The sequence below is a fragment of the Pantoea sp. MBD-2R genome (assembly GCF_039134845.1).
Lineage (GTDB): Bacteria > Pseudomonadota > Gammaproteobacteria > Enterobacterales > Enterobacteriaceae > Erwinia.
Window position 1 is genome coordinate 3,625,263 of sequence record NZ_CP152417.1, and the last position, 13,367, is coordinate 3,638,629.

Genomic DNA, 13,367 nt, shown 5'->3' on the forward strand with positions numbered 1-13,367 from the left:
TTAAATCTCTTATCCTGGGTAAACTGATATTCAGGCTCCCGCGGCTATCGCCCGGTCTGCCCATCATCGTTATGTTGCTGGTTGAATTCACGTTTGAACTCTTTCAGCAACTTTGCTTGCTCTTCAGTCAGAGCCAGGTTTTCCAGAAGTTCAGGTCTTCTCAGCCAGGTACGGCCCAGCGACTGTTTCAGGCGCCAGCGGCGAATTTCAGCATGGTTGCCCGACAGCAGAACTGGCGGAACCTCCATCCCTTCTAACACTTCAGGTCGGGTGTAGTGCGGGCAGTCCAGCAGGCCATCGGAAAATGAATCTTCCTCGGCTGACGCCTGCTTGCCCAGTACGCCAGGTATAAACCGGGCGACGGAGTCAATCAGCGTCATTGCTGGCAGTTCCCCACCACTGAGAACGTAATCGCCGATCGACCATTCTTCATCGATTTCGGTTTTAATTACGCGCTCATCAATCCCTTCATAACGACCACAGACCAGAATTAACTTGTCGTTGGTCGCCAGCTCGCAAACCCCATCTTGATCGAGTTTGCGCCCCTGAGGTGAAAGATAAATCACCTTAGCGCCTTCTCCTGCCGCCGCTTTTGCTGCGTGGATGGCATCCCGTAAGGGCTGAACCATCATTAGCATCCCCGGCCCGCCGCCGTAAGGACGTTCGTCCACGGTACGGTGCCGGTCATGAGTGAAGTCACGAGGACTCCAGCTCTGGATGCTGAGCAGGCCATTTTTTACTGCCCGGCCGGTTACTCCGTAATCGGTAACAGCGCTAAACATCTCAGGGAAGAGGCTGATTATGCCTATCCACATCGACTGCGCCGGTGTTTTACCGCTATTCCCGGAGCTCAAAAACCAGGATCCCAATCTACTTCAATGGTGCCGGTAGTGAGATCGACATTCTTGATAACCTGTCCATCAAGGAACGGGATCAGCCGCTCCTTCGCACCGAATGCATCCTTCAGGTTTGCCTTCACGACGAGAACGTCGTTCGAACCGGTTTCCATCATCTCAGTGACTTTGCCCAGTTCATAGCCTTCCGTGGTAACAACCTGGCAACCCATAAGGTCTTTCCAGTAATAGTCACCGCTTTCAAGCGCTGGCAGTTGCTCAGAATCCACGACAATTTCGCAATTGGTCAGCAGACCTGCCGCATCACGATCGTCAATGCCTTTGACTTTGATGATCATGTCCTGATTGTGGCGCTTCCAGCCTTCCAGCTCGATTAGCTGCCATTGACCCGCTCGCTGGATAAACCAGGGCTGATAGTCAAAAATGCTTTCGGCATCTTCGGTGGAGGAAAACACTTTGAGCCAACCACGGATACCGTAGGCCGATCCCATCTTCCCTAAAACGATCGGGTTAGCGGGAGGCTGGGCGGTGAGTTGCTTGCTCATGTTGACCACCGTGACAGATTAAGCTGCTTTCTTAGCTTCTTTGATCAGCGCACCAACGCGATCAGAGAGAGTTGCGCCCTGGCCAACCCAGTGCTCAATGCGGTCCAGGTCCAGACGCAGTGCTTCAGCCTGACCAGATGCGATCGGGTTGAAGAAACCAACGCGCTCGATGAAACGACCGTTGCGTGCATTGCGGCTATCGGTTACGACTACCTGATAAAACGGACGCTTTTTAGCGCCGTGACGTGCCAAACGAATTGTTACCATAACATCCTCTTTAGTGAATAAAACAACCGGGCCCCATTGAGGGAACGGGGCCCGGGTGCAATATAAAAAGCCCGAAAATTTTACTCATTTTGGCGCAAAAAGCAATCTAATTCGCCTGAGCGCATTTCCGGCTGACTTAGCGGCCCGGGAAGCCCGGCGGCATCATACCTTTCATGCCGCGCATCATCTTCGCCATACCGCCCTTTTTCATCTTCTTCATCATACGCTGCATGTCGTCAAACTGCTTGAGTAAGCGGTTAACGTCCTGCACCTGCATGCCGGAACCGGTCGCGATACGACGCTTACGCGATCCTTTGATGATCTCTGGTTTTTCGCGCTCTTTGCGCGTCATGGAATTGATCATCGCTTCCATACGCACCAGCACTTTATCGTCCATCTGCGACTTAACGTTGTCCGGCAGCTGTCCCATGCCCGGCAGTTTGCCCATCAGGCTGGCCATACCGCCCATGTTACGCATCTGTTTCAGCTGCTCCAGGAAGTCGTTCAGATCGAAGCCGTCGCCTTTTTTCAGCTTGCTGGCAAGCTTCTCTGCCTGCGCACGGTCAACTTTGCTTTCGATATCTTCGATCAGCGACAGGACATCGCCCATTCCCAAAATACGAGAAGCAATACGATCCGGATAGAACGGCTCAAGGGCGTCAGTTTTTTCACCGACACCCATAAATTTGATTGGCTTGCCGGTGATATGCCGGATAGAAAGCGCGGCGCCGCCACGGGCATCACCGTCAACCTTGGTCAGAACCACACCGGTCAGCGGCAGCGCTTCGTTAAACGCTTTCGCCGTATTAGCAGCATCCTGACCCGTCATCGCATCGACAACAAACAGGGTTTCAACCGGATTAATCGCGGCATGAACCTGTTTGATCTCGTCCATCATCGCTTCGTCTACGTGCAGACGGCCCGCGGTATCCACCAGCAGCACATCATAGAACTTTAGCTTAGCCTGCTGCAGCGCATTTTTAACGATGTCGACCGGCTTCTGGCTCAGATCTGACGGGCAGAAATCGACGCCGACCTGTTCCGCCAGCGTTTCCAGCTGTTTGATCGCCGCCGGGCGATAAACGTCAGCTGAAACCACCAGCACTTTTTTCTTGTGCTTTTCGCGCAGGAACTTACCCAGTTTGCCGACGCTGGTAGTTTTACCCGCACCTTGCAAACCCGCCATCAGCACGACGGCTGGCGGCTGGGCGGCCAGATTAAGCGTGTTGTTCTCCGCGCCCATGGCGGCAACCAGCTCATTCTGTACGATTTTTACAAACTCCTGACCCGGCGTCAGGCTTTTGTTGACGTCGTGACCTACGGCGCGTTCTTTAACGCGGCCGATGAAGTCACGCACTACCGGCAGCGCAACATCCGCTTCCAGCAGCGCCATGCGCACTTCACGCAGGGTGTCTTTAATGTTGTCTTCTGTCAGCCGTCCACGGCCGCTGATATTGCGCAGGGTCTGCGACAATCTGTCGGTTAAATTATCAAACATCGTCTCTCGCTCAACGTAATGAGAGGTCGCCAGGCGACACAATGGCGCGGATTATAACATGAAGACGCTGCGATCTCAGCCATCTGAGTTGAGATCGTTTGGAGCCAGCAGCCGCTGGCGCTATACTGATTTTTTTCATAGTCTTGCCGGTACCACCTATGTCCGTTTTTGCGATTCTGGCGCTGCTCGCCTACTCCTTCAGTCTTGCACTGATCATTCCAAGCCTGCTGCGCAAGCAAAGCGCCTGGCGACGTCTGGCGGTGATTTCGGCTTTTCTTGCGCTGATCTGCCATGCCGTGGCGTTAGAACAGCGTATTTTTGCCATGGACAGTGGTCAGAACCTCAGCCTGTTGAATATCGGCTCGCTGGTCAGTCTGCTGATTTGCGCCATCATGACTATCGTGGCTTCACGTAACCGGGGCTGGATATTGCTGCCGATAGTTTACAGCTTTGCGCTTATTAACCTGGCTTTTGCGACCTTCGTTCCCAATGCTTTCATCACTCATCTGGAAACCACACCGGGAATGATGGTGCATATTGGCCTGGCGCTTTTTGCCTACGCAACGCTGATTATTGCAGCGCTTTATGCCTTACAGCTGGCCTGGATTGACTGGCTGTTGAAGAACAAAAAGCTGGCGTTCAATAACGATATCCCCCCGCTGATGTCTATTGAGCGTAAAATGTTTCACATCACCCAGGTCGGTGTGGTGTTGCTGACGCTGGTGCTTTGTACCGGCCTGTTCTATATGCACGATCTCTTCAGCCGGGAGAATGTTGATAAGGCTGTCCTGTCGATTCTCGCCTGGTTTGTGTATGTCGTTTTGCTCTGGGGTCATTATCATGAAGGCTGGCGGGGACGCCGCGTAGCCTGGTTCAATTTTGGCGGCGCATTTTTGCTGACGATGGCGTATTTCGGTAGCCGGATGCTGCAACATTTTCTGACCTCCTGATCCCCAACCACAAGGAATTCCCTCGTTGGAACACGTTTCGACCACCACACTGATTATTATTCTGTTTGTTATGGTTCTGGTTTCGGCCTGGTTCGCCGGCTCCGAAACCGGCATGATGACCCTTAACCGCTATAAGCTGCGTCACCTGGCTAAAAACGGCAATCGCGCTGCGCGCCGGGTAGAAAAATTGCTGCGTCGGCCCGATCGCTTACTCAGCCTGGTGCTTATCGGCAACAATCTGGTCAATATCCTGGCCTCCGCTCTGGCGACTATTGTGGGTATGCGCCTGCATGGCGATGAAGGCGTGGCCATTGCGACCGGGATTCTGACCTTTGTCGTGCTGGTTTTTGCCGAGGTACTGCCGAAAACCGTTGCCGCGCTCTATCCCGAAAAGGTCGCTTTCCCGAGCAGTCTGCTACTGGGGCCGCTCCAGATTGTTATGCTGCCGCTGGTCTGGCTACTGAATACCATCACCCGTATTTTGATGCGTATGGTCGGCATGAAAACCGACAGCTCAGCCAACTCGGCTTTAAGTAAGGAAGAGTTGCGCACTATCGTTTACGAATCACGAACGCTGATGTCTCATCGTAATCAGGATATGCTGCTGTCGGTGCTGGATCTGGAGAAAGTGAACGTTGATGACATCATGGTGCCGCGCAATGAAATTGTCGGCATCAATATCAATGACGACTGGAAATCTATCGTTCGCCAGCTGACTCACTCCCCGCACGGCCATATTGTGCTGTATCGCGACTCGCTCGATGACACCATCAGCATGCTTCGCGTGCGTGAGGCCTATCGCCTGATGACCGAAAAGAAAGAGTTCACCAAAGAGGTGATGCTGCGTGCGGCGGACGAAATCTACTACGTTCCACAGGGCACGCCGCTGAATATTCAGCTGGTAAAATTCCAGCGGAATAAGAAAAAGGTTGGCCTGGTGGTCGATGAGTACGGCGATATTAAAGGACTGGTGACGATTGAAGACATTCTCGAAGAGATCGTTGGCGATTTCACCACCTCAATGTCTCCCTCACTGGCAGAAGAAGTGATGCCGCAAAACGATGGCTCAGTGCTAATTGAAGGCAGTGCTAACGTACGAGAACTGAACAAGGCGTTTAACTGGCAGCTGCCGGAAGAGGAAGCGCGTACGGTTAACGGTATGATTCTGGAAGTGCTGGAAGATATTCCGCTGCCGAATACCACAGTGCATATTGGGCACTATGCGGTTGATATTCTGGACGTGCAGGAAAATATGATTAAGCAGGTGCGCGTTACGCCGCAGAAGACCCTAAAAGAGTCTGTAGAATCCTGAACTCGTCCCGGTCAGGCCGGGACGACAGCAAATAAGCACTAGATATGCAGTTCGCGCAGCTTTTCTTTCGGCAGCGCCAGTTCGTCGTTATGGTTAACGCGAATGTCGTTGTCGATAATGTGGCGAGCGATATCCTGAGCTTCATCTAAAGAGTGCATTTCATAAGTGCCGCACTGATAAACGTTCAGCTCAGGAATGCTGTTCTGGTCGGCGACCTTGAGCACATCCTGCATCGCTTCTTTCCAGGCTTTGGCCACACGATCTTCAGCAGGCGTACCAATCAGGCTCATGTAAAAACCGGTACGACAACCCATTGGCGAAATGTCGATGATTTCGACGCCATCACCGTTCAGGTGGTTACGCATAAAGCCAGCAAAGAGATGCTCCAGCGTATGAATACCGCGCTCGGGCATTACCTCAATGTTTGGCTTGCAAAAACGCAGGTCGAAAACGGTAATAGTATCGCCATGAGGCGTTTTCATGGTTTTCGCTACGCGAACCGCAGGAGCCGCCATGATAGTGTGATCGACGGTAAAGCTATCCAGCAATGGCATATTGTTACCTCAACTAATGAATTTATTTTCGCAACGATGCAACTTTCTCGTTCGTCCCGGGTCTGAATCTTTGAAAGACGCGCATTTTGTTATCATCATCCCTGACATCAGAGATGTTAATTTTGGCCACAGCGATGTGGCCTTTTCTTTTTGCGCTAGCTTCGGCTTTTCAGAAACTCTTCAAAGCTAAGCGTATCACTTTCTTCGATTTCCTGCTGTTTAACGTTTGAACGTATGGCTTCCTGTTCAAACTGCGACTCGCTCAGGATTTCCAGTTGCTCACCAGCCAACTGATGACGATACTGCTCAGCCAGCGCCAGTCCGGTGCCATCCAGACCATTTTCTTTTAACGCATTCAGAAAACGTGCTGAATAGGTCAGGTCCGGATCGTCAAACGAGGCAACCAGGCGGTCGCAGACAACCTGATAGTGATTATCGCCCTGCTGGCTGTCCAACGTCTCAGCTACACGACGCAAATCTTTAAATAAGGTTTTACCGACATCGGCTAACAGATGCTGAGCCTCACCACATCCCATCCCAAGCATCAATCCAGGTTTACGCCCTTCCAGAATCACCCGGTTCCAGTTTGTGCGGGTGCAGAGCAATTCATCACTGCTCATTTCCGGCGCATCAGCCAGCGTACACCAAATCAGGAACAGATCGAGGAAACGAACCTGGTTTTCATCCACGCCAATCGGCGAGAAAGGATTGATGTCCAGCGAGCGGACTTCAATATACTCAATCCCACCGCGCAGCAAAGCATCGGAAGGGTTTTCTCCTGAACGCGTGACGCGTTTAGGGCGAATAGGTGCATAAAGTTCGTTCTCAATCTGCAACACGTTGGTATTGAGTTGCAGCCAGTTACCCTGCTCGTCCTTGATACCCATCCGGGCATACTCTTCTGACGGCGTTTTGATCGCTGCTTTCAGCGCCTTCACATAATCAGGAAGATTATTGAAGGTGATGCCCAGCCCGCTCTGCGATTTATTGGTGTAGCCAAGATCGCTCAGGCGCAGTGAAGTGGCATAAGGGAGATAAAGCAGTCCTTTATCCGTCCGCTCAAAAGGCAGCGCCGTTTCTTTGCCCTGTAGGAAAGAGGAACAAATAGCGGGCGAAGCGCCAAACAGATAAGGAATAATCCAGCCAAAGCGGTAATAGTTACGGATTAGCCGCAAATAACCTTCTGAGATGGCATCTTTCCCACTCTGCTCGTCTTTTACATCCGCCCAGGCCTGCCAGAAAGAGAGCGGCAGTGAGAAGTTGTAGTGCACACCAGAAATCACCTGCATCAGCGCGCCGTAACGATTCTTCAGGCCCTGACGATACAACGTTTTCATCTGACCAATATTCGAGCGCCCATATTGAGCCAGCTCAATATTGTTACTGTCGTCAATCAGGCACGGCATGCTCATTGGCCACATCCGCTCTTCGCCAAGATCGCGAGAAGTGTGGCGGTGAATGTCGCGCAAAAAAGCCAGCAGATGATCGATGTCATTATCTACAGGCGTAATGAATTCAAGCAGCGTTTCTGCAAAGTCAGTGGTGATCCACTTATGCGTTAAGGCTGAGCCAAGCGATTTTGGATGCCCGCTGGTCGCCAGGTGACCATCGGGTTTTACACGCAGCGTTTCGCGTTCAATGCCGCGACCAATACCTTTCATTGCCTCAGGATTCGCTTCCAGCCAGGAAAGCGCCTGTGATACGTCCGGGATCAAATTGACCTCCCGCTCGGGGAAAAATTTTTATTGTTCAGCATAAGGTTAACCATGACAGTGATTATTCGCGAATCAATGCCACCATTCCATGCCCTGTAATGTTGCGAAAGCCAGCACCACATATCGCAACGTCTTGCCTGCGGCGAGCCAGAATATCACCGGAAACCAGGCGAAACGAAGCCAGCCAGCGACCACACAAAGCAGATCGCCAATTACCGGCAACCAGCTAAGTAATAATGCAGCCGGCCCCCATCGGTGCAGCCACGCCGTTGCTGTGTGTTGCCATCGCCCCTGTTGTTTTAGCGGCAGACAGCGGCCAATAATAATATTTGTTAAACCGCCCAGCGTGTTGCCCAGAGCGGCGACCGCAACGATACTGGCTGTCTGGACTTTGCCCGTCAACAGTAGACCTGCCAACAAGACTTCTGAACTACCAGGCAATAGCGTCGCGCTGAGGAAACTGCTTGCAAACATCGTGGTGTAAGACAACCAGTCATTCACAACAAGCGAACATCCACAAAGTCCATACCGGCAGCTTTAGCCGCCTGTATGCCAAAATCAGCATCTTCGAAGACAATACAGCGCTCGGGCGCAATGCTGATGAGCTCGGCACACCGCAGGAAAGTTTCTGGTTCCGGCTTGTGTTTGGTCACATCATCCGCGCCCACAATGGCCTCAAAACAGTTGCGCAGCCCTAAATGCTGTAACAGCGCATCAGCCATAGCATGCTCGCTGCCCGTTCCCACAGCCATTGGACGGCGGCCGCGATAGGCTTTAACGACATCAATCAGCGGCAGCGGTTGTACGGTATCGAAAAGCATCTCTTTCAACGCAGCCGTTTTTTCTGCCGCGAGCCGGTAAGGATCAAGATCGCTCTGATGGCTGGCAAGGATTACTTCAGCAATACGCCACGTCGGCGATCCATTGAGGCCAATGACGGTACGCTCATCAAAACCCAGGCCATACCGCGCCAGCACGGCATGCCATGCTTTGCGGTGCGTTGGCTCAGTATCCAGGATGGTGCCATCCATATCGAATATCAAGCCGCCGTAACTATCGTACATACCTGCCTCCATCCCTGAATAACCGAACGATTACTTTAGCGTAAAGCACTGCCGTTGTCGCTGTCGGCATGGATCCGCAAATGCCTTGAAACATATAGGGTTTTTTATTATCAGATTATATCCTTGTTAAAGAATTCGAAAATCGGTAGCGATCGAGGGCATAAATCAGGCAAAGCAAAGCAGGAAGAATAAGAAATTTAATTTAAGGAGAGTATGGAATATGAACAGCAAACGGGAGAGATAAACGTCAATACGAACGGGAGAAACTAAAAGTTTACAGAGGGTATTGAGGAAGGGCGCATTCGGGAGAATGACTCAGCATGAACAGAGGTGATTACCACCAGCCTGACTAAATATGGTGCATCCGGGAGGATTCGAACCTCCGACCGCTCGGTTCGTAGCCGAGTACTCTATCCAGCTGAGCTACGGATGCATTGGAAATGCAGTAAAACAGGGGGCGTTGCCAGAGCAACGTTATCATCACTTGTGCTGGCTTAAACATACTGCTTTATGCCAGTACAGCTTTAATGACCACTTCTTCAAAATATGGTGCATCCGGGAGGATTCGAACCTCCGACCGCTCGGTTCGTAGCCGAGTACTCTATCCAGCTGAGCTACGGATGCATCGGAAAAACTAAAGGGAGATAACGCGACAAACCTGAGGAGATACGGAAGAAACTGACTGTCACTCTAAAGAATGCTTTCATTTCTACAGAATATGGTGCATCCGGGAGGATTATTCGGCTTACGCCTCACCCTGACGGGCCGTTGCTAAAGCAACGTTATCATCCCTTGTGCTGGCTTAAACATACTGCTCTATGCCAGTACAGCTTTAATGACCACTTCTTCAAAATATGGTGCATCCGGGAGGATTCGAACCTCCGACCGCTCGGTTCGTAGCCGAGTACTCTATCCAGCTGAGCTACGGATGCATGACAAATTCTGGTATAACGCAGGGGTGCTAACGACTCACCGTGATACAGGCTGCTAACACCGTATCCTTACTTCTTAAACAAAATGGCTTCTTACAAACCCACTTCGTAAAATATGGTGCATCCGGGAGGATTCGAACCTCCGACCGCTCGGTTCGTAGCCGAGTACTCTATCCAGCTGAGCTACGGATGCAAATGGCGGTGAGGCGGGGATTCGAACCCCGGATGCAGCTTTTGACCGCATACTCCCTTAGCAGGGGAGCGCCTTCAGCCTCTCGGCCACCTCACCATACGCACTCTTGCGAGTTGTGCTTCAGAACTTTGTTTCTGCTCATCGGCACTGCGTGGCGCACATATTACTTTCTGGGCCTTATAAGTCAAACATATTTTTCGCCTCATGCGTTTGTTTGCACACTTCACAGCCAATACGGGTGTTTTGGAGACAAAAAGAGTGATTTATCAACAATAATCACCCAGTTGAGCAGGAATAAAGTGATGCAGGGGAAAACGAAAAGAAGAGAGAAAAAGCCAGAGAAGGTAGTAAGAGAGGGGAAAACCGGTAGCGCCTCGCCATAAATAGCGAGGCGCTGGATCCGTTAGTAACTCGTTTGCTGAGTTTTTTCGGCCTGGATACGCTGATAGATCTCTTCGCGATGAACCGAAACTTCTTTAGGGGCATTCACACCGATGCGAACCTGGTTCCCTTTCACTCCCAGCACCGTTACAGTCACCTCATCACCAATCATGAGGGTTTCACCAACTCGACGAGTTAGAATAAGCATTCTTTGCTCCTTGAAAGATTAAAAGAGTCGGGTTAACTGTCGCCCGGCATTATCCATCATATAACGCTAAATGTAGACTATGACAAATACACGGGAAGTGCACCATCACACTCATACATTCTGCTGATATTTAGTTTAGCCGAAATACACACCATCAACCTGACTTTGTGTTTTTTGCGATTGCACCTGGCCAGAAAACGCCATGGAGGCTCTCCATAGCGCCTTCTGAGATGCCTTTTTATTGTGTTACAGTTTTGCAGCCACCCAGGATTCAACGCCTGCCAGTGCTCCAGGCAGCGCCTGAGCGTCGGTGCCACCAGCCTGTGCCATATCCGGGCGTCCGCCGCCCTTACCGCCTACCTGCTGAGCTAACTCGCCCACCAGCTCGCCGGCTTTCACGCGGTCGGTCAAATCTTTCGTAACGCCTGCAATCAGCGAAACCTTACCCTCTGCCACGGTTGCCAGCACAATAATCGCTGACTTGAGCTGATTTTTCAGATCGTCGACCATGGTGCGCAGCATCTTCGGTTCAACGTTGTTTAGCTCGCTCACCAGCAGCTTGACGCCTTTAACGTCCACGGCCTTACTGCTGAGCGACGCGCTTTCCTGCGCCGCCTGCTGATCTTTCAACTGTTGTAACTCTTTCTCCAGCCCGCGCACATGATCGATCATCGCACGAACCTTTTCGTTCAGATTGCTGTTGTTGGCTTTAACCAGCTGGGCCACTTCATGCAGCTGTTCACTCTGAGCGTACACCTGTTTTAGCGCGCCCTCACCCGTTACCGCTTCGATACGACGTACGCCTGCTGCCGTTCCTGATTCAGAGGTGATACGGAACAACCCAATATCTCCCGTACGGCTGGCGTGTGTGCCACCGCAAAGCTCGGTAGAGAAATCGCCCATTGTCAGAACGCGCACATGGTCATCGTATTTCTCGCCAAACAGGGCCATTGCGCCCAATGCTTTGGCTGACTCAAGTTCCATGATGTTGGTATCGACGGACAGGTTACGACGGATCTGCGCGTTGACGATCTCTTCAACCTGACGAATTTCCTGCGGCTTCATCGCTTCAAAATGTGAGAAGTCGAAACGCAGGTATTTGTCATTTACCAGCGAGCCTTTCTGCGCTACGTGATTTCCCAGCACCTGACGCAGTGCGGCATGCAACAGGTGAGTTGCAGAGTGGTTCAGACGAATACGGGCACGACGCGTTTCATCGACATGCGCGGCCAGACGATCGCCCACGCGCAGCGTGCCGGACGTCAGCTTGCCGATATGGCCAATCGCCTGCGCATATTTTTGCGTGTCGGTCACGGTAAACAGCGCGCTTTCGCCTTGCAGTTGACCGGTATCACCAACCTGACCGCCTGACTCACCATAGAATGGCGTTTCATCCAGCACAATCACGCCTTCCTGCCCGGCCAAAATTTCTTGCGCTGGCTGACCCTCAACGAAAATTGCCTTCACGGTAGCGGTCAGTTCAAGCTGGTCGTAGCCTTTGAACGTTGAAGCATCATCAACGCGGATAACGTTGTTGTAGTCTGCGCTAAAGCCGCTGGCTTCACGCGCACGCTGGCGCTGCTGCTCCATTGCCTGTTCAAAACCGGCTTCATCAATTTTCAGATTACGTTCGCGGCAAACGTCTGCCGTTAAATCGGCAGGGAAACCGAAGGTATCGTATAAACGGAAAACGGTTTCGCCGTCCAGCGTATCGCCCTGCAGTTTTGTCAGCTCTTCATCTAACAGCGCCAGGCCACGCTCCAGCGTTTTAGCAAACTGCTCTTCTTCCGTCTTCAGCACCTGCTCAACCTGAGCCTGCTGTTTAGCCAGATCTTCGCCAGCTGCACCCATGACGTCAATCAGCGGAGCAACCAGTTTCCAGAAGAAGGTTCCCTGAGCGCCCAGCATGTTGCCATGGCGCACAGCACGACGAATGATACGGCGCAGCACGTAGCCACGGTTTTCATTCGACGGGATCACGCCATCGGCAATCAGGAAAGCACAGGAACGGATGTGATCGGCAATAACGCGCAGCGATTTGCTGGTCAGATCGGTTACGCCGGTAACGGAGGCCACAGATTTGATCAGTTTCTCGAACAGATCGATTTCGTAGTTGGAGTTAACATGTTGCAGTACAGCAGTAATACGCTCCAGCCCCATACCGGTATCGACGGATGGTTTTGGCAGCGGCAGCATGGTGCCGTCAGACTGACGGTTAAACTGCATGAAGACGATGTTCCAGATCTCAATAAAGCGATCGCCATCTTCTTCCGGGCTGCCCGGAGGCCCACCCCAAATATGGTCGCCGTGGTCGAAGAAAATTTCGCTGCACGGGCCGCACGGGCCAGTATCGCCCATCTGCCAGAAGTTATCTGAAGCGTAAGCGCCGCCTTTATTGTCGCCAATACGGATAATGCGCTCGCGCGGCACGCCTACTTCGTCGGCCCAGATGTTGAAAGCTTCGTCATCGGTTTCATATACCGTCACCCACAGCTTCTCTTTCGGCAGGTTAAACCACTGCGCACCGGTCAACAGTTCCCATGCGTAGCCGATAGCTTCACGCTTGAAATAGTCACCGAAGCTGAAGTTGCCCAACATTTCAAAGAAGGTGTGATGGCGAGCGGTGTAACCCACGTTTTCCAAATCGTTATGCTTGCCACCAGCGCGAACGCAGCGCTGGGAAGTTGTCGCGCGCGAATAGTTGCGCTTATCCTGCCCAAGGAAAACATCTTTAAACTGGTTCATCCCGGCGTTAGTAAACAGCAACGTCGGATCATTAGTCGGGACGAGGGAGCTACTGGCTACAACCTGATGTCCCTTGCCATGGAAAAAGTCGAGAAACGCCTGGCGAATCTCCGCAGTGCTCTTGCTCATAATTGTCCTGGAATCACGCT

Annotated in this window: 12 protein-coding genes and 5 tRNA genes; 2 read left to right on the top strand and 15 right to left on the bottom strand. The window is 52.0% G+C overall.

Annotated features, from left to right (window positions below):
* Positions 1-44: 44 nt before the first annotated feature.
* The 4 genes from trmD to ffh form a co-directional block, all read right to left on the bottom strand.
* Positions 45-815, bottom strand: coding sequence for a tRNA (guanosine(37)-N1)-methyltransferase TrmD (gene trmD, locus AAGQ96_RS16620; protein ID WP_147199491.1), 771 nt, complete (start codon positions 813-815; stop codon positions 45-47).
* 35 nt (positions 816-850) lie between these two features.
* Complete coding sequence (gene rimM, locus AAGQ96_RS16625) at positions 851-1,399, bottom strand: ribosome maturation factor RimM (RefSeq protein ID WP_147199493.1); 549 nt, start codon at positions 1,397-1,399, stop codon at positions 851-853.
* Positions 1,400-1,417: 18 nt separating this feature from the next.
* Positions 1,418-1,666 carry a 30S ribosomal protein S16 gene (gene rpsP, locus AAGQ96_RS16630; protein WP_124234201.1) on the bottom strand — a complete coding sequence of 83 codons (249 nt, stop codon included), beginning with the start codon at positions 1,664-1,666 and terminating at the stop codon, positions 1,418-1,420.
* 136 nt (positions 1,667-1,802) lie between these two features.
* Positions 1,803-3,164 (bottom strand): signal recognition particle protein, encoded by a 1,362-nt coding sequence (gene ffh, locus AAGQ96_RS16635; RefSeq protein WP_147199494.1) that lies wholly within the window; start codon positions 3,162-3,164, stop codon positions 1,803-1,805.
* Between the two features lie 158 nt (positions 3,165-3,322).
* On the opposite strand from ffh, the gene AAGQ96_RS16640 reads away from it, so the two are divergent.
* Both AAGQ96_RS16640 and AAGQ96_RS16645 read left to right on the top strand, forming a co-directional pair.
* Positions 3,323-4,114, top strand: a complete 792-nt coding sequence (locus AAGQ96_RS16640) for an inner membrane protein YpjD (protein ID WP_147199496.1) — start codon at positions 3,323-3,325, stop codon at positions 4,112-4,114.
* A gap of 25 nt (positions 4,115-4,139) precedes the next feature.
* Entirely contained in the window at positions 4,140-5,426 is a 1,287-nt protein-coding gene (locus AAGQ96_RS16645; RefSeq protein WP_147199498.1) for an HlyC/CorC family transporter, read from the top strand.
* A gap of 38 nt (positions 5,427-5,464) precedes the next feature.
* Here the strand turns inward: AAGQ96_RS16645 and luxS are convergent, their stop codons facing one another.
* The 11 genes from luxS to alaS all read right to left on the bottom strand — a co-directional run bounded on the left by luxS (position 5,465) and on the right by alaS (position 13,347).
* The gene (luxS, locus tag AAGQ96_RS16650) at positions 5,465-5,980 is read right to left on the bottom strand and encodes an S-ribosylhomocysteine lyase (protein ID WP_147199500.1); all 516 of its coding nucleotides are present in this window, start codon (positions 5,978-5,980) and stop codon (positions 5,465-5,467) included.
* Positions 5,981-6,135: 155 nt separating this feature from the next.
* Positions 6,136-7,695: a glutamate--cysteine ligase gene (gshA, locus tag AAGQ96_RS16655; RefSeq protein WP_147199502.1), complete on the bottom strand. Its 1,560-nt coding sequence runs from the start codon at positions 7,693-7,695 to the stop codon at positions 6,136-6,138.
* A 72-nt stretch (positions 7,696-7,767) separates the two neighbouring features.
* Complete coding sequence (locus AAGQ96_RS16660) at positions 7,768-8,196, bottom strand: YqaA family protein (RefSeq protein ID WP_147199503.1); 429 nt, start codon at positions 8,194-8,196, stop codon at positions 7,768-7,770.
* Complete coding sequence (gene yqaB, locus AAGQ96_RS16665; protein WP_147199505.1) at positions 8,193-8,759, bottom strand: fructose-1-phosphate/6-phosphogluconate phosphatase; 567 nt, start codon at positions 8,757-8,759, stop codon at positions 8,193-8,195. Before yqaB ends, AAGQ96_RS16660 begins: the two co-directional genes overlap by 4 nt.
* A 356-nt stretch (positions 8,760-9,115) precedes the next feature.
* A tRNA-Arg gene (locus tag AAGQ96_RS16670) sits at positions 9,116-9,192 on the bottom strand.
* Between the two features lie 114 nt (positions 9,193-9,306).
* Positions 9,307-9,383 (bottom strand) — tRNA-Arg (locus AAGQ96_RS16675).
* Positions 9,384-9,614: 231 nt separating this feature from the next.
* Positions 9,615-9,691: transfer RNA gene (locus AAGQ96_RS16680), tRNA-Arg, on the bottom strand.
* Between the two features lie 116 nt (positions 9,692-9,807).
* Positions 9,808-9,884 (bottom strand) — tRNA-Arg (locus tag AAGQ96_RS16685).
* 3 nt (positions 9,885-9,887) lie between these two features.
* Positions 9,888-9,980 (bottom strand) — tRNA-Ser (locus AAGQ96_RS16690).
* Positions 9,981-10,287: 307 nt separating this feature from the next.
* Positions 10,288-10,473, bottom strand: coding sequence for a carbon storage regulator CsrA (gene csrA / locus AAGQ96_RS16695; RefSeq protein WP_004155916.1), 186 nt, complete (start codon positions 10,471-10,473; stop codon positions 10,288-10,290).
* A 246-nt stretch (positions 10,474-10,719) separates the two neighbouring features.
* Positions 10,720-13,347, bottom strand: coding sequence for an alanine--tRNA ligase (alaS, locus tag AAGQ96_RS16700; protein ID WP_147199507.1), 2,628 nt, complete (start codon positions 13,345-13,347; stop codon positions 10,720-10,722).
* Positions 13,348-13,367: the final 20 nt, after the last annotated feature.